16 protein-coding genes are annotated in these 20,625 nt (G+C 40.8%); 11 read left to right on the forward strand and 5 right to left on the reverse strand.

The features are described 5' to 3' along the window. Nucleotides 1-2 precede the first annotated feature (2 nt). The 7 genes from glgB (at nucleotide 3) to B3H30_RS23020 (ending at nucleotide 10,355) form a co-directional block, all read left to right on the forward strand. Nucleotides 3-1,961: a 1,4-alpha-glucan branching protein GlgB gene (glgB, locus tag B3H30_RS22990; protein WP_070569742.1), complete on the forward strand. Its 1,959-nt coding sequence runs from the start codon at nucleotides 3-5 to the stop codon at nucleotides 1,959-1,961. Nucleotides 1,962-1,996: 35 nt separating this feature from the next. Continuing rightward, on the forward strand, nucleotides 1,997-3,409 hold the full coding sequence (locus B3H30_RS22995; protein WP_070569744.1) for a glycogen synthase: 1,413 nt from the start codon (nucleotides 1,997-1,999) through the stop codon (nucleotides 3,407-3,409). A 6-nt stretch (nucleotides 3,410-3,415) separates the two neighbouring features. After that, on the forward strand, nucleotides 3,416-4,699 hold the full coding sequence (locus B3H30_RS23000; protein ID WP_070569746.1) for a glucose-1-phosphate adenylyltransferase: 1,284 nt from the start codon (nucleotides 3,416-3,418) through the stop codon (nucleotides 4,697-4,699). A 155-nt stretch (nucleotides 4,700-4,854) separates the two neighbouring features. After that, nucleotides 4,855-5,625 carry a hypothetical protein gene (locus B3H30_RS23005; RefSeq protein ID WP_286834865.1) on the forward strand — a complete coding sequence of 257 codons (771 nt, stop codon included), beginning with the start codon at nucleotides 4,855-4,857 and terminating at the stop codon, nucleotides 5,623-5,625. Nucleotide 5,626: 1 nt separating this feature from the next. Continuing rightward, the gene (locus tag B3H30_RS23010) at nucleotides 5,627-6,409 is read left to right on the forward strand and encodes a zinc-dependent peptidase (RefSeq protein WP_286834866.1); all 783 of its coding nucleotides are present in this window, start codon (nucleotides 5,627-5,629) and stop codon (nucleotides 6,407-6,409) included. Nucleotides 6,410-6,538: 129 nt separating this feature from the next. Then, nucleotides 6,539-8,320 carry a DUF4091 domain-containing protein gene (locus B3H30_RS23015; protein WP_208734136.1) on the forward strand — a complete coding sequence of 594 codons (1,782 nt, stop codon included), beginning with the start codon at nucleotides 6,539-6,541 and terminating at the stop codon, nucleotides 8,318-8,320. 301 nt (nucleotides 8,321-8,621) lie between these two features. Beyond that, nucleotides 8,622-10,355, forward strand: coding sequence for a thiamine pyrophosphate-dependent enzyme (locus B3H30_RS23020; RefSeq protein WP_120334681.1), 1,734 nt, complete (start codon nucleotides 8,622-8,624; stop codon nucleotides 10,353-10,355). Nucleotides 10,356-10,510: 155 nt separating this feature from the next. Here B3H30_RS23020 and B3H30_RS23025 read toward each other — a convergent pair whose 3' ends face one another. Further along, nucleotides 10,511-10,699, reverse strand: coding sequence for a hypothetical protein (locus tag B3H30_RS23025; RefSeq protein ID WP_075992013.1), 189 nt, complete (start codon nucleotides 10,697-10,699; stop codon nucleotides 10,511-10,513). Nucleotides 10,700-10,964: 265 nt separating this feature from the next. Here B3H30_RS23025 and B3H30_RS23030 point away from each other — a divergent pair, with 265 nt between their 5' ends. Then, the gene (locus B3H30_RS23030; RefSeq protein WP_145327455.1) at nucleotides 10,965-11,453 is read left to right on the forward strand and encodes a hypothetical protein; all 489 of its coding nucleotides are present in this window, start codon (nucleotides 10,965-10,967) and stop codon (nucleotides 11,451-11,453) included. Here B3H30_RS23030 and B3H30_RS23035 read toward each other — a convergent pair. Further along, nucleotides 11,436-11,819, reverse strand: a complete 384-nt coding sequence (locus B3H30_RS23035) for a diacylglycerol kinase (protein ID WP_145327454.1) — start codon at nucleotides 11,817-11,819, stop codon at nucleotides 11,436-11,438. The two genes, B3H30_RS23030 and B3H30_RS23035, sit on opposite strands and share 18 nt — an antisense overlap. Before the next feature lie 181 nt (nucleotides 11,820-12,000). Here B3H30_RS23035 and B3H30_RS23040 point away from each other — a divergent pair, with 181 nt between their 5' ends. Continuing rightward, nucleotides 12,001-13,179, forward strand: a complete 1,179-nt coding sequence (locus B3H30_RS23040; RefSeq protein WP_145327453.1) for a MalY/PatB family protein — start codon at nucleotides 12,001-12,003, stop codon at nucleotides 13,177-13,179. Between the two features lie 164 nt (nucleotides 13,180-13,343). On the opposite strand, the gene B3H30_RS23045 is transcribed toward B3H30_RS23040, so the two are convergent. Further along, nucleotides 13,344-15,506, reverse strand: a complete 2,163-nt coding sequence (locus B3H30_RS23045; RefSeq protein ID WP_145327452.1) for a S46 family peptidase — start codon at nucleotides 15,504-15,506, stop codon at nucleotides 13,344-13,346. Nucleotides 15,507-15,732: 226 nt separating this feature from the next. On the opposite strand from B3H30_RS23045, the gene B3H30_RS23050 reads away from it, so the two are divergent. Beyond that, nucleotides 15,733-16,671 (forward strand): hydrogen peroxide-inducible genes activator, encoded by a 939-nt coding sequence (locus B3H30_RS23050; RefSeq protein WP_120334676.1) that lies wholly within the window; start codon nucleotides 15,733-15,735, stop codon nucleotides 16,669-16,671. Between the two features lie 6 nt (nucleotides 16,672-16,677). Further along, nucleotides 16,678-18,477 carry a chloride channel protein gene (locus tag B3H30_RS23055; RefSeq protein ID WP_075992018.1) on the forward strand — a complete coding sequence of 600 codons (1,800 nt, stop codon included), beginning with the start codon at nucleotides 16,678-16,680 and terminating at the stop codon, nucleotides 18,475-18,477. Between the two features lie 91 nt (nucleotides 18,478-18,568). Here the strand turns inward: B3H30_RS23055 and B3H30_RS23060 are convergent, their stop codons facing one another. After that, entirely contained in the window at nucleotides 18,569-19,159 is a 591-nt protein-coding gene (locus B3H30_RS23060; protein ID WP_145327451.1) for a riboflavin synthase, read from the reverse strand. Nucleotides 19,160-19,833: 674 nt separating this feature from the next. Further along, nucleotides 19,834-20,427 carry an RNA polymerase sigma factor gene (locus tag B3H30_RS23065; RefSeq protein ID WP_145327450.1) on the reverse strand — a complete coding sequence of 198 codons (594 nt, stop codon included), beginning with the start codon at nucleotides 20,425-20,427 and terminating at the stop codon, nucleotides 19,834-19,836. Nucleotides 20,428-20,625 lie beyond the last annotated feature (198 nt).

Raw genomic sequence — 20,625 nt, forward strand, 5'->3', positions numbered from 1 at the left:
ACATGACCAATGAAGTAATTCCGCATAGTCTATTTTCTGAATTTGATGTCGCCTTATTCCAGTCGGGTAAGCACTTCAAATTATACGAAAAGTTCGGTTCACACGAGCTGGAAGTCAATGGTGAAAAAGGCGTTTATTTTGCGGTTTGGGCTCCAAATGCAAAATCGGTCTTTGTAACCGGCAACTTCAATTTTTGGGATAAAGCGCGTCACGCGCTCTATGTGCGCTGGGATGGTAGCGGAATCTGGGAGGGATTTATTCTGGGGCTTGGCAATGGGGAGGCGTATAAGTATGTTATTGAGACTTATACTGGCGAACAACTTGAAAAAGGAGACCCCTTTGCTTTTCAGTGGGAGATCGCGCCAAAGACTGCTTCCATTGTTCATTCGACCTGGTTCGAGTGGCAGGATAAGCAATGGATGCAGGAAAGGGCTGTTAAAAACAGGCTGGATCAACCATGGTCTGTCTATGAAGTGCATTTAGGATCTTGGTCGCGGGATCCCGAAAGTCCGGATACTTTGCTCAACTACCGCGAAATCGCTGTGGCGCTCGTATCCTATGTGAAGGAAATGAATTTTACCCATGTAGAATTTATGCCCCTGATGGAACATCCCTATTACCCTTCTTGGGGATACCAGATAACGGGCTATTTTGCTGCGAGTTCACGCTACGGATCGGCACAAGATCTCATGTATCTGATTGAGGAGCTGCATGCCGCCGGGATAGGGGTGTTGCTGGATTGGGTTCCGTCACATTTTCCAGGTGACGCACATGGTCTTTATCGTTTTGATGGCACGAGCTTATACGAGCATGAAGATCCCCGGAAAGGGTTTCATCCCGATTGGCAATCCTATATTTTCAACTACGGACGTAATGAAGTGCGTTCTTTTTTGATCAGTAATGCATTTTATTGGTTGGATCGTTTTCATATCGATGGACTTCGGGTCGATGCGGTTGCTTCTATGCTCTATTTGGATTATAGTCGAAACGCAGGCGAGTGGATTGCCAATGAGTTTGGTGGAAATGAGAATCTTGAAGCGGTACAATTTTTAAAAGAACTGAATGAGGCCGTCTACGGACATTTCCCACATGTGCAGACCATCGCGGAAGAATCGACTTCCTGGCCAGGTGTCAGTCGCCCAACCTATGCTGGTGGATTGGGGTTTGGAATGAAATGGATGATGGGCTGGATGCATGACACATTGGATTATTTTAAAGAGGATCCGATTAATCGCAGCTATCATCATGATCGACTGACCTTTGCGACAGTATATGCTTTCCATGAAAATTTTATGCTACCGCTGTCACATGATGAGGTTGTCTACGGAAAGCATTCATTAATTTATAAGATGCCGGGCAATGAATGGCAAAAGTTTGCCAACCTGCGGGCATTGTATCTCTTTATGTATACTTTTTCAGGAACAAAATTGCTGTTTATGGGCGGAGAATTTGGGCAGACTTCGGAGTGGAATGTAAACCAATCGCTTGATTGGCATCTTTTGGAATTTGCGCCACACCAGGGTATGAAGCAATTTGTAGCCGACCTGAATACGGTTTATAGGAGCCAACCAAGTCTTTACCAGAAGGCTTTTGACGCTTCGGGCTTTGAATGGATAGATGCTGGTGATCGTGAAAATTCGGTTGTCGTCTATTGGCGAAAGGGATTTGACGCCTGGGATGATACGGTTGTTGTACTTAACTTAACGCCTGTTGTTCGGGAACATTTCCGTATTGGTTTACCTTACGCTGGTGAATGGGAAGTGCTGCTGAATTCGGATGATTTGACCTATTTCGGTTCTGGAATACATCAGCTGCTCATTCATAGTGAACACCTGCATTGGATGAACCAGGTACAGTCTGCTCAAGTTCATTTACCTCCGCTTGGCGGATATATTTTGAAAAGGAAGAGAGCGGTAAAGGAAGTCAATCCCATTAAACAAGGCGAGCGTATCCCTGTATAAAATCTTGTTATTAAATCTCATGCTGTAAAAGAAGAATGAACGTATTTCACTTGAGTGTAGAATGTTATCCCGTGGCCAAAGTAGGTGGTCTCGCGGATGTCGTGGGCGCGCTGCCCAAATACCAAACCAAACTGGGATGGGAGGCGGCGGTTGTCATGCCTTGGTATGATCGTCCTTTTGTTAGGGATCATGCTTTTAGCCTAGTTCATGAAGGTACTTTTTATCAAGGATCTGAATTGCTGCGCTACAGTGTTTATAAGGAAGATCATCAGGTACTTGGATTTGAGCTCTACCTGATTAAGATTCCAGGTAAACTCGATCGGCAGGAGGTATATTGTTATCCGGATGATGGCGAGCAGTTTATCGCCTTTCAACATGCTGTTTTGGCGTGGTTTAAGGATAAAAATATAGTACCTGATATTGTGCATTGCCATGATCATCATGTCGGCTTAATGCCTTTTTTGATGAGGTATAGCAATGACTATAACTTTCTTGCCGACGTTAAAACGGTGGCCACCGTCCACAATGGGCAGTATCAGGGCTGGACACATTGGAGTAAAGCTATTCTGTTTCCCGCTTTCGATAGTTGGAAATGGGGACTATTGGACTGGGATGGTTTAATTAATCCGCTTGCAGCCCTCATTAAATGTTGCGATGCGTACACAACGGTTTCCGAAGGTTACCTGGAAGAGCTATATGTGGAAGCCAATGGTTTGCAGCAGCTGTTTTATGATGAGCGAAATAAATCTGTCGGTATTGTCAATGGAATTGACTGGGAAATCTGGGATCCTAAAATTGATTATACCTTGCTAGAAAACTACGATGCTGTACAAGCTTTTTCCGGAAAGTTGAAAAATAAGGAGGCTTTGGCGAAGCAGTATAAAATCAATCCAGATCGACCGTTGCTTGTTTTTATCGGCCGATTTGCAACAGAAAAAGGAGCGGATTTACTTCCGGAGATAATTTTGGATTTGACGGAGAAATATCACGATAGATTAAGTATATTTATACTGGGTGCCGGAGACCCAGCGATCCAGTCACGTGTGAAATCACTCGTCGATGATGGAATTGATAATTTTGATGTGTTCTTTGGTTATGATGAAAATCTGGCCCATTGGCTTTATGCCAGTGCGGATTTTCTTTTAATGCCTTCCCGTGTTGAGCCTTGTGGACTTAATCAGCTCTATGCTATGAAGTACGGTACATTGCCGATCGTGCATCAGGTGGGGGGATTAAAAGATACGGTAATCGATCTGAAAAATGATGGCTACGGTATAGGTTTTGATAGTCTGACAATCACTGAAATTAGTGCAGCGATTGTTCGGGCTATAAATTTTTACGATAGTAAAAAGCAGTTTGAGGAGAATCAACGTAAAATGATGCAGTTGGATTTTTCTTGGGATAAATCTGCAGCGAAGTATATAAGTCTATATAACCAATTAATGTAATTTGATATGTCACGTCATAATGTAGTAGCTATCGTCTTGGGCGGAGGAAGGGGCTCACGTCTGTATCCATTGACCGATCAACGGTCTAAGCCAGCAGTTCCCATTGCCGGGAAATATCGCTTGGTGGACATTCCCATCTCGAATTGTCTTAATTCGGGTTTTAACAAGATTTTTGTGTTGACACAATTCAATTCTTCGTCGCTCAACTCCCACATTAAGAATACCTACAACTTTAGTATTTTTAGCAAGGGCTTTGTCGATATTCTGGCTGCTGAACAGACCAACGATGGCGACAAATGGTTCGAGGGTACGGCCGATGCCGTGCGACGATCGTTTCGGAAGCTGGCGAGTATTGATTATGACTATGTACTGATTTTATCAGGGGATCAGCTGTATCAAATGGATTTTGATGCACTGGTTGACTTCCACGTCGAAAACGAAGGCGACCTGACCATTGCCACTATACCAGTAAACGCCAAAGATGCCACCGGTTTTGGTATACTGAAATCGGATGAAAAGAATCATATCACCTCTTTTATCGAGAAGCCGAATAGCGAGCAGCTGGTAGACTGGAGTTCAGAAGTGAGCGATCATTTAAAGGGTGAGGGCAGAGAATTTCTGGCCTCTATGGGTATTTATGTTTTTTCAAAAGGCGTCCTGAAACGTATGCTTGAAGAGAATCGCGGAATGGATTTTGGTAAAGAAATTATTCCCGATGCCATTGATACAAGTCGGGTGCTTAGCTATCAATTTGAGGGCTATTGGACAGACATCGGTACCATAGGGTCTTTCTATGAAGCCAACATTGGTTTGACCGATAATATTCCGGCCTTCAATCTGTTTGATAAAAATACGGTTTTCACCCGTCCAAGGATGTTGCCGCCTTCTAAGATTTCGGGTACAACATTAATCAATTCGGTCATTTCGGATGGCTGTATTATCCAAGCTGATAAAATAGACCGTTCCGTCGTGGGCGTTCGTTCACGGATTGGTACAGGATCTGTTGTGCGCGGTACTTATATGATGGGATCAGATTATTATGAGGATCTCGTCGATATGGAGGAAGCAAAGCGTAAAAATATACCTGTGGTCGGTGTTGGAGAACGGTGTTATATTGAGAATGCTATTTTGGATAAAAATTGTCGTATCGGCAACGATGTCCGGATCAATGGTGGACCTCATTTGCTGAACGCCAATCACCCCACCTATACCATTTGTGACGGCATTGTTGTCATCAAAAAAAATGCTGTAATTCCAAATGGAACAACAATAGGATTGACAAGCTTATAAAATTTATAGAACAAGGGAGATAATATATTGTTATCATTTTATGTTATTCATATAAAAGTATCTTGAAAAGTAATTACCTGAAGTCAAAATTTGCCTAATACCGGCAAATTAACGTCAGATGGTATTGTCTTTGCTAGCAAAGAATAGATATTATAATGAGTAGTATGCGATTGAGACAGATTATCTCCCTTTGTTTTGTGTTGTTTGTTCTTTTGGGCTGCCAAACGTCATTGATGGTTCAAGGTACAGGTGTCTTGCGTGATGCCTCACGAAAATTCGAGCTTCGCCATGGCGATCGATCAGTCGTTTATATTCCAATGCGGCATCTGGGTACACGTGTGTACTACGATCAAATCCAGCGTGCTGTAGATTCTCTTCAACATTCGGGCTATGTTGTTTTTTATGAAAGCATCGCTTATCAGGTGGATAGTGCGGCACAACGTGATCTGTATGACCGCAAATTTAGAAAGCTTACAGGCAATCGGCTAGGGTTGCAGCAATGTATTGAAATACCGGGCGATACCTCCCGGGTTCTTCGGGCACCCATGTACCGTAAACTGGGGCAGCGAATCATTAGTCAGCCCGATTATTCCTTTTTTCTGGTGAATTATGAAACGGCGGTGAATGCGGATATTCCCAAAAACAAATTGCTTGACGAGTTTGAATACCTGTATGGTGCGATCAACCTGGATGATTGTGATTACAAAACACCGCTCCAGGAACCTTATTCCTGCAAACCTATAAAAGCAGCATTAAAAAACAAATTTGATAAAGAATTTGTCATGAAAAAAAGGGAAGAGAACCTGGCATCATTAGTTGCTGACGCCCCACAGCAAAAGATTTTAATCTTATTCGGAACCTCACATTTTAAAGGCTTTTTGCGTAATTTGCAGGCTCGGGATCCCAAATGGATACAGATCAACTAATATGTTAGGAAAACTATTTATTATACTGCTTATACCAGTAACCATTTATGTTGTTTATTACCTGTTAAATCGTACGGCCAAAAACAGCAAAGCCATTAAACGTGTATTAAGCGACGAAGGAAAGGAAATTCTGGAAAAAGAAGTTGCCTATTACCGCAATCTGTCCGATGCGGATAAAATGGAATTTGAAACCCGCTGTTTAAAATTTTTGGATACGGTCAAAATTGAAGGTGTGGGCGTAGCGGTTGAGCTGAAAGATTATATGATGATTGCCGCCAGTGCAATTATCCCAATATTTGCCTTTAAGAAATGGACTTATCCCAATTTGACCAATATTATGGTTTATCCTTCCCAATTCAATACAGCCTATGAATTTGAAGGCCATGCTGACCGCAATATTATGGGTATGGTGGGTGAGGGAGCCATGAATGGACAAATGATATTGTCTAAATCGGCACTGGAGTATGGCTTTAAGAATCCAAACGATGGACAGAATACAGCGATACACGAATTTGTGCACTTGATCGATAAAACCGATGGCACAGTGGATGGCATTCCCACACATTTGATGGATAAGGCTTCAGTCATTCCTTTTATGAATCTGATACGGGAAGAAATTACCAAGATAAAAGAAAATAAATCTGATATTGATGTATACGGCATGACCAATCCAGCTGAGTTTTTTGCGGTTGCGTCTGAATATTTCTTTGAGAACCCTGCGAAATTCAAGACCCATCATGCCGAGCTCTATAAAGCACTTTCTGAAATTTTTGAACAAAGTTAGTTATAGATAAATAAAATTTTAGTATTTTTAAGGCAAACAGAAGTTGTTTGCCTTTTTTCTGCGAGCACCCTGCTCCTGGGCTGGAAAGAAGATCATCGCTTCGCTAAAGTTTTGTTAATTATAACTGTTATGCCTAAAACTACAATTTATTCTTCTATTGCCCTGGCTTGTATGCTATTTTGTGGCAGTAATCCGGGATTTTCCCAGCAGCGTTTTGCTACAGGGACAACATTTACTGAAATGGCCGATCCCACAAAGGATACTTTATCCAACTGGTCGAATGTTAAAACCGGCCTACATGCTTCGTTTGTATCGATAGACAAACGTTATCCCAAATCTGTTAATCCAAATCTGGCAACACAACGTACGGCGGCTGTGGATGCCTGGAAAGGTGAACAGGTATCGGCGCAAGTATTGTTATGGACCAGTGCTGCCGCAGCAGATGTTGCTGTATCGGCAAGTGAATTAAAGTCTACAACAGGCAAGGTGATCGGTAGCGATGCGGTACAAGCACGTTTTGTTCGTTATGTCATGACTGATGAATTTGCAAGTGGTTGTGGCCATCGGAAACCAGAAGATTTTAAAGCTTCTCTGTCGGCAGATATGTTGGATGATCTGAAAAGCTATGACCTTGAAGCTAAGAAAGTCCGTCCTGTATGGATTACAGTAAAGGTTCCCAAAGAAGCTGCTGCTGGACAATATAAAACGACAATTTCGGTTAAGCAAAATGGTCAGGTAAAGGAACAGTTACAACTTACGGTCAATGTGCAAAATCATGTGCTGCCACCTGCATCCCAGCGGACTTATCATTTGGATCAATGGCAACACCCTTCTGCTGTGGCTCGGGTCAATAATGTAAAAATGTGGAGCGATGAGCATTTTGAAGCGTTGAAGCCTACCATGAAACAACTTGCAGCTGCAGGGCAAAAAGTGATTACTGCGACTTTAAATAAGGATGCCTGGAACGTACAGACCTATGATCCTTATGCGGATATGATCACCTGGAAGAAGGCAAAAGACGGTTCCTGGACCTATGATTATGCTGTTTTTGATCGGTGGGTAAACTTTATGATGGATCTGGGGGTCAACAAACAGATCAACTGCTATTCGCTTTTACCATGGAATAACGAGGTACATTATTTCGATGAAAGTAAAAATGAACTGGTCAATGTTATTGCGAAGCCCGGTACAGCTATATTCGAGGAACTATGGACGCCTTTCTTAAAGGATTTTAGTAAACACATTACCGCAAAGGGCTGGTTAAAGATTACCAATATTGCGATGGATGAAAGAGGCCGGGAGGAAATGGATCCAGCAATAGCATTATTGGAAAAAGTAGCGCCCGAATTTGGTGTTGCATTTGCAGATAATCACAAAAGCTACCAACGCTATCATAAAAGTACCGATATCAGCGTTGCCGCTGGAGATCCTTTTGATCAGAAAGATCTCATTGAGCGACGTAAAAAAGGGTATATCACGACATTTTATGTTTGTTGTTCGGACGAATTCCCAAATCAATTCACGTTCTCGGATCCGGCAGAATCCACCTATATGGCTTGGTATGCGCTAGCGGCAGGCTTCGATGGAGCATTGCGTTGGGCATTTAACTCCTGGGTCAAAGATCCGCTGCATGATTCAAGGTTCCGTACATGGCCAGCGGGAGACACTTATATTGTTTATCCACAAGGAAGAAGCTCTATCCGTTATGAGCGTATGCTGGAAGGTATTCAAGATTATACCAAAGTCGGCATTCTTAAAGCAAAGTTGGAGAAGTCAAAAGATCAAGCTAACCTAGCGAAGCTAAATGCAAAAATTGCAAAATTGAATACCGCTAAACGCTATGCGGACTGGAATAAAGATCTCAATGATGCAAAGCGTTTTGTCGATGAATTGTCGCGACAAATCAACTAAGGATTTATTAAGTCTATAATTTTAAAAAAGCTGCTTCCATCAATTTGAAGCAGCTTTTTTGTTGATTATAATCTTTTTCTATTTTAAGTGCAGCGGATTGTTGGCTGAAATTTTCGGCGCAGTGTATCCTTTCTTCCCGTTGAGGCTATCCTTGCACATGCGATCATTTTATACGCTTGGGTAATACAGTATTGTTCAGGTAATATCCCAAACCATTACGCTAAATTATTGTTGTTATTAAGTGGCGATAACATAATTTGCATAAGGTCGCTGTCACAAAATCTTAAATTATAGTATAGGTATGAAAAATGTAGCACACCAGATTGTGGGTCTTTTAAAGGATGCGGGAATTCAGCGTATTTATGCCGTAACGGGCGATAGTTTAAATTTTTTCAACGAAGCTGTTCATGCAGATGGAACGATGCAATGGATACATGTAAGACATGAGGAAGTGGGGGCATTTGCCGCAACGGCAGAGGCTGATTTGCACGGGATCGCCTGTTGTGCGGGAAGCAGTGGACCAGGACATGTGCATCTGATCAATGGTGTTTATGAAGCACACAAGACACGGGTACCCATGCTTGTGATCGCATCAACATGTGCTACATACGAATTTGGAACCGATTATTTTCAAGAAACAAATCCAATCAAATTGTTTGATGATTGTTCTTGCTACAATCAAATGATCACTCGGCCAGAGCAGGTGCAACGTATGGTGCAAAATGCATTACAACAGGCTATCTCTAAACGGGATGTGGCGGTTATCGGTTTGCCTGGTGATGTCTCAGAAATGGAAGCGGTTCAAATGAATACCTCAACGAAGGTTTTTTTTACCGAGCCGCAAATTAGACCTTCTGAGATGGAAATTGGGCGATTAGCCCAATATATCAATCAAGCAGAAAAGATAACCTTGTTCTGTGGTGTGGGAGCCAAGAAAGCACAGCAGCAAATTGTAGCGTTATCACAAAAGATCCATGCGCCGGTGGGTTATTCATTTAAAGCAAAGTTGGATATTCAACGCGACAATCCCAATGAAATTGGCATGACCGGACTTTTGGGCATGGCGTCGGCATTTCAAAGCATGCATCATTCGGATCTCATTTTACTTTTGGGGACTGATTTTCCTTATAAAGATTTTATACCGACCAACAAAACCATTGTCCAGATTGATATCGAAGGTGAAAAGCTTGGTCGCAGATCCATCGTAGACTATGGGCTTGTGGGGGATATCGAGCATACCTTAAAAGCGGTATTGCCTTTTGTGGAAGCGCGTTCGGATACAAAATTTCTGGAGAAGCAGCTTGCTTCTTATGAAAAGGTCAAGGAAGATCTCATGACTTATGTGGACGATTCGGGCAGTGAATGCGCGATACAGCCTGAATTTGTTGCGCATACCATTGATCAAAAAGCAAGTGATGATGCGATTTTTCTACTTGATACCGGGATGTGCTGTGTGTGGGGAGCACGTTATATCAATCAGCGAAAGGATCGTATCATGCTGGGGTCTTTTAATCATGGGTCTATGGCTAATGCCATGCCAATGGCTATTGGAGCGGCATTGACACATCCTGAACGTCAGGTTATTGCTTTTTGTGGTGATGGGGGACTATCCATGTTGTTGGGGGATCTCGCAACAATAAAACAATATAACTTACCGATTAAAATTATCGTCTTTAACAACCGTGCACTTGGTATGGTTAAATTAGAAATGCAGGTATCAGGTCTGAAAGATCAGGAAACCAATATGGTCAATCCAGATTTTGCGATGATCGCGCAAGCGATGGGAATACGCGCATTTACGGTCACTCAGCCCCAAGAGGTGGATGCTGTTATCACTGAAGCTCTTGGCATGACGGATGAGCCTGTCCTGATCGATATATATACCAATCCCAATGCATTGGCTATGCCGCCCAAGATATCCTTCAGTCAAATGAAAGGGATGACAGAAAGTATGGCAAAATTAATGTTGTCGGGTAATTTCGAAGAAGTATGGGATACCATTAAGTCGAACTATAAACATTTGAAATCGCTTTAATCACTTGTGATATTCGAATTGTTAAACATATTAAAAGCCCCTCGAAGCATAACAGCGGAGGGGCTTGTTTTGTGTTAAAAGTGACATGAATGTGTGGCTGTCAGACCATAAAATGCTGATCAGCGGATAGTCGAAATTTGGAGGAAAATGTTATCTCAACATTGACGTTGAACAAACCAAAGACTTTTAAGTAATTCTTCTTTACAGCGTCTGAGTTTTTCAACTTTGGATTCGGAAGAAATGGTAACTTGCTCTTTAACAATAATAGCCAAGTCTGTTTCAATGGACAATTTTGTGAGTGATGTACATCCACTATCAAATTTCTTAAAGCTTACATCTTTCATACTAATATTGGTTAAGAATTCCTGAATTTTATAGAGTACAATTTACTAATAAAAATTAGCTTTACAATAAGCCAGCAATAATTTTATTGTTACTAAATTGTTTATTTTTAATAGCTTATATCGTGCTAAAATAGCCGAGTGCCGTCTAACTTATAAACAATATTTGCTTGCTTTTTGTTTTTTGAATTTTAAATTTTTAAATGTTAGTTATTTAAAACAAAATTTCTTTTGAATTGCTATCTATACTATCAAACAAAAAAACACGATGAGAATAATAAATTTTGGATTTATAGTGTTGCTGTGTTGCGCTGCTTGCCATCAGGAACAAAAAAAACAGGATGCTTCCACGAAACTCAATGACACTGTTCAGCGTACTCAACCTTTGGATACGGGGAGGTTTCTTACGGGAAAGAGTACCTATCAATACCTTAAAAATGGCGATACCATTTCATTATCAATCACTGTTGATGGAGAAAAGGTACAGGGTGATCTAAGCTATGCCTGGAAGGAAAAAGATCGTAATAAGGGACATATTGATGGTGTCTTGAAGGGGGATATTTTAACTGCCGATTATACTTTTTCTTCTGAGGGACAGGAGTCGGTCCGCCAGGTGATATTTAAACTATCCAAGGAGCGTGCACTGGAAGGTTATGGTGCGATGGAGGAGAAGGCTGGAAAAATGACTTTTGCCGATCCTAAAAAGATAGCTTTTGATGAGAAATTTGCCTTAGAAAATTTAGCGAAGGGCCAATGAGATCAGCTTGGGAATAAAAATTAAGAGGCCGATCAATAGTGCAGTGATGCTGCTGATCATCACTGCCGCTGCGGCAACATCTTTAATCTTTTTTATGTTTGGATTCTTTTCTGGACAGATAAAGTCGGCTATATTTTCCAATGCGGTATTTAACAATTCACAGACAAATACAAAACCAATGGAAAAGAGTACAGCAATCCATTCGTGGGTACTTATGTGAAGCACAAATGACAGGATAATGGCAATAATGGCCGCTATACAATGCACCCTGAAATTATGTTCTTCCTGCCAGGCTGTTTTTAGCCCACTGAAGGCATAGTGAAAACTCTTTAATCTAGCACGAAATGAAAAGTTGTTTTTGGCCATAGTTGTCCTACTATTTTCTGTAAAGATAGCGCTTTCTGCTTATCTAGGCATACTGGATTTTTTATTGTATTTAGTCCGAGCTATTCCTTTGCCATATCCATCTGATCCGCTTTCTTGTTCATCCTTTTTACTTTATGGGGCTTTTATTACAAATGCAGCCTAATTTTGAGTAAATTGCTGTATGATCTATAATTTTGATAAAACGATTGTTCGTCGTGGTACCGATTCGGTCAAATGGAATCAACATGATTATGACGATTTGATTCCACTCTGGGTTGCGGATATGGACTTTCCAGCAGCACAACCTGTTGTGGATGCGCTTGCGCAGCGGGTTCAACATGCTGTATATGGGTATGCTACTATTCCAACAGCTTTTTACAGCGCGGTTATGAGCTGGTCTTCGCAGCGGCATAAATTTGTACTTCAGCCGGAATGGATACTTCCTGTGATCGGTGTCGTACCGGCGCTTTCGGCTTTGGTTGGCGCATTTACCTCACCCGGTGACAAGGTTTTGGTTCAAGAGCCTGTATATCATTGTTTTTTTTCCTCAATAGAACGCAATCAAGCCGAGGTGGTTTCCAATGACTTGATTTACCGCAATGGTGAGTATGCTATTGATTTTGAAGATTTTGAATATAAAGCAAGTGATCCGAAAGTCAAGTTATTTATTTTATGTAGCCCACATAACCCCGCTGGCCGTGTTTGGACTAGAGCTGAGCTTGAACGTCTCGGTGAAATCTGTTTGCGGCACCAGGTCTTAGTCATTTCGGATGAAATTCATTGCGATCTGGTATTTGAGGGCCATACACATATTCCTTTTGGAAGCATCAGTGCAGCCTTTTTGGCGAATTCGATTACCTGTGTAGCTCCGAGTAAAACCTTTAATTTGGCAGGACTCCAGGTCGCTACGGTCTTCGTGGCCGATCCTGAACTCAAAAGGAAAGTGCAGCAGGCTTTCTTAGCCAACGAGATAAGTAGCATAAGTCCCTTTGCTATTACAGGCCTGATCGCAGCGTATGAGTCGGGTGGGGAATGGTTGGATCAAGCTTTAAGCTACATTCATGCGAATTATGTTTATCTGAAAGGCTTTATGGCTGAATACCTGCCTGCTTTGCATGTCCTTCCTTTGGAGGGCACTTATCTGGTATGGGTAGATTGCGCGGCTTTGGGGATTTCAAGTCGAAAATTGGGACAGCTCTTATTGGACGAGGCACATGTACAGGTCAATGTCGGTGCGATGTATGGCAAGGGGAGTGACGCCTTTATTCGCCTCAATATTGCTTGTTCAAGGGAAGTCTTGACAACAGGCTTGTTGCGTTTGAAGACTGTTTTCTCCTCTTTACTGCAAGGAGCAAAATAGCATACGAATAGATGCTGCGTTAGTAGATGAATAGGTTCTGATTTACGGAGAGTTCTTCGTTCATAGGATCATGCCGCCGAGCGAAAAGGAAATAGCGTAATGAACAAAAAAATCCGCCGTATCTCTCGATGCAGCGGATTTTTTGAGGTTTGTTTTAGCCCCTATTAAATACCCATTTCTTTCAGAATGAAATGCGCGTTGTCAATTTTATCGGCAACCCAGAGGACATAACGAATGTCGACTCCGATGGATCTGCTGTAACTCTCGTTCCAAGCGAAATCATTAATTGTTGCGTCATAAGCACGGTCAAAATTTACACCGATTAATTCACCATTGGCATTCATTATTGGAGATCCTGAATTTCCCCCTGTAGTATCCATATCATATAAGATATTGACCGGCACAGATCCCAGATCTTTTTGAAGATAAGGACCAAAATTTTTATTGAGGTAAGCAGTCTTGATTTCTTGTGGATAGTCAAATTCTGCTAAACCAAGATTTCCTTTTTGAATGATTCCTTCGATTGTGGTGAATGGCTTCATATAAGTTGCATCAGCAGGAGAGTAGCCTTTGATGTGCCCATACGTCAGACGTAAGGTTGAGTTTGCATCAGGAATAAAGTTTTTGGCCTGAAAAATTTCCTTGACGGCAACATAATCGCCCATTAATTTGTTCAGTACCCCTTCACGTCTTTTTTGTTCAGCAGCGAACTGGACAATATCATTGTTCAATTTGCCCTGGAAATCCAATAATTTGTCGTCAAATTTCTGAAGTGCATCGGCATTGGCCAAGACAGTATTCAGTATGTAATTTTGATCGGCAAGTTTACTGTTCTGAATAATCTCTGTTGCAAATTCTTGTGCAGTAGCCGTATTAAATTGCAATTTCTGAATGGATGCCAATTGATTTTTACCTTGGAATGCAATGGCATCTTCCAACATTCTGGAGAAAATACGCTGATCAGCCTGTTTATTGTAGCTTTCGTAGGTTTCTTTAACAGCGGTTTTTAATTTTTCGATATTCAGATCGAAAAGCTGCTTGGCAGCTTGGGAAGATTTTTCCTTTGCCAAGTTGGTTTTCAGAACGTTCAGGTCGCGGGCTACTTTCAATAAGCTCGTACTATTGTAAATATTATTGATCCAAAGTTCTTTCAGGGCATCTTGATCGCTCAGCTGATAATAGGCGTCAATATCAGTGAGCAGACTTCCATATTTGTTTTTCAGTTCGGGTTTACTTAAGATAAACGCTGCCAGTGCTTCGTCTTCTTGTTTTTTTGTCGATAGCAAGTCGATTCCTCGTAAGCCTTTGAGTTTACCACGATAGTTTTTCAATACATTCGCATTACGTTTTATGCGTGTTGCCAAGGACAAGGCGATATCGGTATTGTCTTTTCCTGCTTCCTCCATCTGTTTATTTTGGAAATCATACAGGTTGGATACGTAAGGCAAAAGATATTCTTGTTGATATTGAATATATTGTGCTGGTCTGTGTCGGAATGTTTTTCCGGGATAACCAAGGATAAAGGTGAAATCATTCTCCCGTACGCCATTTGGATTGACTTTAAGGTGTTTTTTTGGCTGGTAAGGGACGTTGTCTTTAGAATAAGGTGCAGATTTTCCGTTTTTGCCGACATAAGCTCTCAGAAAAGAATAATCTCCCGTGTGGCGTGGCCATACCCAGTTATCTGTCTCTCCACCAAATTCGCCGATGTTTTGACGTGGAATATAAACTAAACGAACGTCTTCGATTGTTTTATAACGGAATAGGACATAACTTTTACCGATAAACATTTCCGATACTTCAGCTTTAATCGTGGGATCTTCTTTTTCCGCTTGTTTAACCAGTTCTTGTTGTTTACGTTTGATCGTATTGATACGCTCTACTGGGTCGTTGATGTTGGCGACAGCATTTAATATTTTAGCAGAAACATCCTCATAAGAATCGGTAATTCTTATTTTTAATCCTTTTGCTTCAATTTCCTGTTCTTGATTTTGGGCTACAAACCCGTTTTTTAGGTAATTGTTGATTGCTGTACTGGCAAGTTGAACGGCAGAAAAAGCGCAGTGGTGATTGGTAATGATTAAACCACGGTTTGAGACAAACGACCCTGTACATCCACTGACTTGAACCAGGGCATCTACCAGTCCGACCTGACCGGGATTGTAGATATCTTTCTCACTGATCTTTAACCCAGCTTTCTTCAATCCAGCTCTATTTAATTCGCTCAATGGAAACATTCCCTCATCGGGATTTGCCTTGCTATAAGGACTGTTTGCCATGGTTAAGAATAAAGCTAGTGCAATTGTCGTACGATTTATAAACTTCATAGGATTTTAACTATCAACTGTTGTAAATCTCCAAATTTAAGAAAAGCATTTTGATGAAATCGATTTTTTATGTGAACTAATGTAACAATAGTGGATATACTGGACCTTTTTGGCAAGGTATTTATTGTATAATCGGCAGGCCAAATGCTCCTGTTGACTTTAATTATAAAGGATTTGACATTGGTTTACGACAGGATTCGTAATTTTGTGCTTTAAAGATAGTAAGATGACCTTAATCCAACTGGAATATATTATAGCTGTTGATACCTACCGAAGTTTTGTTGCAGCTGCAGAAAAATGTTTTGTCACGCAACCTACGTTGAGCATGCAAATACAAAAACTTGAAGAGTCTTTAGGGGCTAAAATCTTCGACCGGAGCCGTCAGCCTGTTGTTCCTACAGAAATCGGCGAGAAAATTATTCTTCAAGCTCGATTGGTGTTGACGGAAAGCCGAAAGATCAATGAGATCGTACAGGATAAAAAAGGGGAAATTGAGGGTACACTAAGGGTCGGTGTTATCCCGACAATCGCACCTTATTTACTTCCGAATGTGCTGACCACATTTATGGAGAAATATCCGAAGCTTCAATTGCAGATTTGGGAATATACAACAGAACGGATTGTGCATGAATTGAAGGTCGGACTTCTGGACTGTGGTGTGCTATCTACTCCCTTAAATGACCCGGGGATTTTGGAATCACCCTTATTTTACGAAAATTTTGTCGCTTATATTTCAGCCAATAGCCCACTGTTTCCCAAAAAAATACTGAGTGGTGATGATATTGCCGATGATAAACTTTGGTTGCTCAATGAGGGACATTGTATGCGCGGGCAGGTGCTTAATATTTGTCATCATAAACATAATCAAGATCTTACAGGGCGATTTGAGTATAATACGGGTAGCGTAGAGACTTTAAAACGTATGGTAGATATCAACGACGGAATCACGATATTGCCTGAGTTGTCGATTTGGGATTATTCCGATGAACAATTGGATAGAATCCGTTATTTCAAATCACCGGAACCAGTACGGGAGATATCATTGGTGACGACGCAAAATTATGTAAAGAGACATGCAATTCAGGCCTTAGAAAAAGAAATATTGGCCGTAGTACCCGATAAATTCAAAACAAAAAAGAAAAAGGAAGTGTTGAGCTTTCAATAGGACGATATGAGAAACCTCAAAAGACGTTTTTTTAAAAAAATAGACCAGATCAATCAATGGCGGATGAAGAAAGTTTCTAACCGGAACTTTATCATTATACTCGCATTTTTGGTTGGAATTGTTGGTGGTATTATGGCATCTGTGCTAAAGAGATTAACCCATTTTATTGCAACGACTATACAGGATGATATCGATTGGAAAGTAAAATACTCGGTTTACTTGATTTTTCCATTGATAGGGATTTTGCTCAGCGTGTTTTTTGTTCGCAAATTTTTGAAAGGGAAGAAGATGGAGCACGGGATTACCCCGATTATTTATGCCATCAGTCGGAAAGGCAGCCGATTGGATCCCAGCAATATTTATTCTCAGGTGGTGACTTCGGCTATTACCGTTGGCTTTGGCGGGTCCTGTGGTTTGGAAGCTCCTGTTGCTTTGGGTGGTTCTTCTATCGGCTCTAATATCGCCCGTTTTTTTGGACTGCAGTATAAGGAAGTTACCATGTTATTGGCTTGTGGTGCAGCAGCAGGAATTTCAGGCGCCTTCAACAGTCCTTTGGCAGGAATGATTTTTGCTATCGAGATCTTGCTTCCCGAATTTTCCATTCCAGTGTTCATTCCTTTACTGATCTCATCGGCATTGGCTTCTGTTGTCTCTCGGGTGCTTTATAATGAACCCTTATTCAGTACATTCAATTCCGATTGGCAAGTTTCGGCATTGCTGTTTTATTTGCTATTAGCTGTGCTGATTGGGCTTTATACGATTTACTTTGCACGTGTTTCAAGGAGTGTGGGGAAATGGTTTTCTAAGATTAAAAATCCCTATAATAAAGTGTGGGTCAGTGGTATTGCCTTAGGTCTGATGATTTTTGTATTCCCAGCGCTGTATGGTGAGGGCTATATTACCATTCAGCAGATTCTCAATGGTCAGTTTAACTCGATTGTTAAGAACAGCTTGTTCTCAGACTACAAGGATATGGGATTAGTAGTCCTGGGCTATACGATATTGACCTTATTTGGAAAATCCCTTGCTGCGTTATTTACATTAAATGGCGGTGGAAATGGTGGGGTATTTGGACCAAGTTTAGTGATGGGAGGTCTGTTGGGCTTTGCATTTTCTTATGGTGTAAACTTGACGGGAATTGCCGAGCTAAATGTACCAAATTTTGTGGTAGCGGGGATGGCCGGTGCGTTGAGCGGCATTATGCATGCGCCGTTGACGGGCATATTTTTGATTGCAGAAGTGACCGGAGGTTATACTTTGATGGTTCCATTGATGCTGGTTTGTTCCATTTCCTATTTGATTAATCGGTCGGTTTTAAAGCATTCCATTTACACCAAGGTATTGGCGGAGTCTGGCGATCTGATTTCTTATGAAGACAAGGATCGATCCGTGTTAAGTATGATGCGGATAAAATATGTATTGGAAACTAATTTTGTGATCTTACGCCCTGACGAAACACCAAAAGGTCGACAAACCGACATCATCCATAGTAAACGCAATATCTTTCCGGTGGTGGATTACGAAGGCAAATTTATGGGGCTTCTTTATAGCGAGTTTCTATTCTCAGTATTATTGGGTGAAGTGGATGGGGGGGATACGACTTTCGAAAAGTTAGCTCAGAAGCCAAATGATACGGTAGGTATCAATGAAAACATGGAAATTGTGATGGCTAAAATGAATAAGGACGACACGTGGATACTTCCAGTTTTGGGGGATGAAAATAAGTATATGGGCTTTGTTTCCAAATCGAGTGTATTCAACAAATATCGCGCGTTATTGATACGTCAGGGGCATTATTTGGAATAAATCGAGTACACATTGTTAGAACCCGAAACGAAGTGTGTTCGGATATGCTCCCTTGGGTCGGCTTTAAACCCGAGGAAGCATGGCAAATTTTTTAAGCGCGTAAAGCCATTATCTTTGTGACATATTTTCCGATAATATCAAACTCCAAGTTGACTGTGCTACCCACCTCAACTTGTTGTAAGTTGGTATGCTCTAGTGTATACGGAATGATAGCAACTGAAAACTGATCGTCTTTAGAGTCTACTACGGTCAAGCTGATACCATTTACGGTAATGGATCCTTTTTCTACGGTGATATTTTGTTTGGAAACATCATATTGAAAGGTAAAAATAAAACTACCATTTTCATCTTTCTTTTGGATACAACGCGCAGTCTGATCCACATGTCCCTGGACGATATGTCCATCAAATCTTCCTCCTGCCAAAGTACAACGTTCCAGATTGATCAGGTCGCCCATCCTTAATTGAGCGAGATTTGTCTTCTGCAAGGTTTCATCAATTGCCGTCACTTTATGCTGATTATTGTTCAATCCCACAACGGTAAGGCAAACGCCATTATGACTTACACTCTGGTCTATTTTAAGTTCATTGGAAATATCAGAACTTACGTAAAAATGGATATTGCTTTTTTCCTGTTCGATATTTTCTATTTTTCCTAGGGTTTCTATGATTCCAGTAAACATGATATTTTTTTTGATTGATTCCAAAGTTACTAAATAATTAAATGAAATATCGATGTTTAGATCGCACAAATGTGGTAGATAAGAGCTCATGGTGATTACATCTGAAATCAGACTTCACCACCAAATTAAGTTAAATGGCAGACTTGAAAGTTAAGGGACAATCAACAATTGTGGTCTGTATTGACCTTTAGGCTATATTTACGGATGCAATTGAGTACGTAAAGATAAAAGTGACAGATAAAACGAAGGCAGGAGATGATCGGTTATTCTGTTGTAAAGATAAATAATGCAAGGGTTAAATACTGTGGTTGGGACTAGCTGAGCGAAGCAACCAAAAAAATAACCTGTTGAAAAATGCAAAAAGATTGTAGTGTACATTGTACACTTACTATTCCTTTTGTGATTGCTGTGCTAAAACAAATTTATGGGAGTTGAAAAAAAATATAACAAAATTTTTGTTTATATCATTTGAACCACTATCTTTGTCCTAGGTTTAGGTTGATTGCCTCTTACAAAGAGGTATTTATAAAAGCTTAGCAGGTCGCCCGACCGAATGCTAAGCTTTTTTTTGTGATCATTTTTTTTTGATTGTTATTTCCCTAAATGCTTAATAGCGAGTTGTTTAATTTCTTTTATAAATTTCTGGGAGGAGGATGCGGGCTGTGTGGTAGCAGTTAACTTTTGAAGGTATACCATGCTGTCAGCATTAGGATGGTGAGATATTCAAATTTTTTCGATTTGAAACGTTCTTTTAACGCATGCAATGCTTTGGATCTCGCATAATAGATGGTTGATGCGGTTGTGTTCAATGTTTCGCAAATTTCATCTGTATTCAAGCCTTCCAAAAAACTGAGCTTGCAGATCTGAGCTTGTTGTTTGGGAAGCAAATTGATTTCAGCAAGTAACAACTCGGTGAGTTCTGTTCGGAATATCTTCTTGAGTACATCTTCATCTGGAACCGACATATGCTGCAGAATATCGAGTTCCTCTTTCCGTATTTTGAATTGCGTAGTTCTTTGCATAGCGATACAGGCATTTTTAGTAGCGATAAAAAGAAAGGCTTTAAGGCTTTCATAATGCTCTACCTTTTGTCTATTATTCCAGAGTTTAACAAAAACATCGGAGACAATTTCCTCGGCATCGGTTTTGTTGCGGAGGTAAGAAAAGGCAAAATAGCGTAAGGAATGACCAAAATGATCCATAAAAAAGCATAAAGCCATTTCATCACCTTCTTTAAGTGTATTGATGTATGATTCTATTTGCCGCATACTTGGTTATTGATCGTTTTACGTTGGCCTTCGGAATATGTTATACACCTGTGTGGTCAATACGTCATTCAATAGGTAAATTCACATTCGAGCCCCGCTATGGATTGCTTGACTAAATTACATAAAAAACTTGGGTTGTCATGATTCAATCCGGACAACCCAAGTTTTTTAAGATTAAAAAATTAAGAAAGAAATCGA

It is taken from the genome of Sphingobacterium sp. UBA7038 (assembly GCF_002494055.1).
In the GTDB taxonomy this organism is placed as follows: Bacteria; Bacteroidota; Bacteroidia; order Sphingobacteriales; family Sphingobacteriaceae; genus Sphingobacterium; species Sphingobacterium multivorum.

Excerpts from the sequence above, each read along its gene's own strand:
- glgB (WP_070569742.1), top strand. The coding sequence starts at position 3 with ATGACCAATGAAGTAATTCCGCATAGTCTATTTTCTGAATTTGATGTC.
- B3H30_RS22995 (WP_070569744.1), top strand. The coding sequence starts at position 1,997 with ATGAACGTATTTCACTTGAGTGTAGAATGTTATCCCGTGGCCAAAGTA.
- B3H30_RS23000 (WP_070569746.1), top strand. The coding sequence starts at position 3,416 with ATGTCACGTCATAATGTAGTAGCTATCGTCTTGGGCGGAGGAAGGGGC.
- B3H30_RS23005 (WP_286834865.1), top strand. The coding sequence starts at position 4,855 with ATGAGTAGTATGCGATTGAGACAGATTATCTCCCTTTGTTTTGTGTTG.
- B3H30_RS23010 (WP_286834866.1), top strand. The coding sequence starts at position 5,627 with ATGTTAGGAAAACTATTTATTATACTGCTTATACCAGTAACCATTTAT.
- B3H30_RS23015 (WP_208734136.1), top strand. The coding sequence starts at position 6,539 with ATGCCTAAAACTACAATTTATTCTTCTATTGCCCTGGCTTGTATGCTA.
- B3H30_RS23020 (WP_120334681.1), top strand. The coding sequence starts at position 8,622 with ATGAAAAATGTAGCACACCAGATTGTGGGTCTTTTAAAGGATGCGGGA.
- B3H30_RS23025 (WP_075992013.1), bottom strand. The coding sequence starts at position 10,699 with ATGAAAGATGTAAGCTTTAAGAAATTTGATAGTGGATGTACATCACTC.
- B3H30_RS23030 (WP_145327455.1), top strand. The coding sequence starts at position 10,965 with ATGAGAATAATAAATTTTGGATTTATAGTGTTGCTGTGTTGCGCTGCT.
- B3H30_RS23035 (WP_145327454.1), bottom strand. The coding sequence starts at position 11,819 with ATGGCCAAAAACAACTTTTCATTTCGTGCTAGATTAAAGAGTTTTCAC.
- B3H30_RS23040 (WP_145327453.1), top strand. The coding sequence starts at position 12,001 with ATGATCTATAATTTTGATAAAACGATTGTTCGTCGTGGTACCGATTCG.
- B3H30_RS23045 (WP_145327452.1), bottom strand. The coding sequence starts at position 15,506 with ATGAAGTTTATAAATCGTACGACAATTGCACTAGCTTTATTCTTAACC.
- B3H30_RS23050 (WP_120334676.1), top strand. The coding sequence starts at position 15,733 with ATGACCTTAATCCAACTGGAATATATTATAGCTGTTGATACCTACCGA.
- B3H30_RS23055 (WP_075992018.1), top strand. The coding sequence starts at position 16,678 with ATGAGAAACCTCAAAAGACGTTTTTTTAAAAAAATAGACCAGATCAAT.
- B3H30_RS23060 (WP_145327451.1), bottom strand. The coding sequence starts at position 19,159 with ATGTTTACTGGAATCATAGAAACCCTAGGAAAAATAGAAAATATCGAA.
- B3H30_RS23065 (WP_145327450.1), bottom strand. The coding sequence starts at position 20,427 with ATGCGGCAAATAGAATCATACATCAATACACTTAAAGAAGGTGATGAA.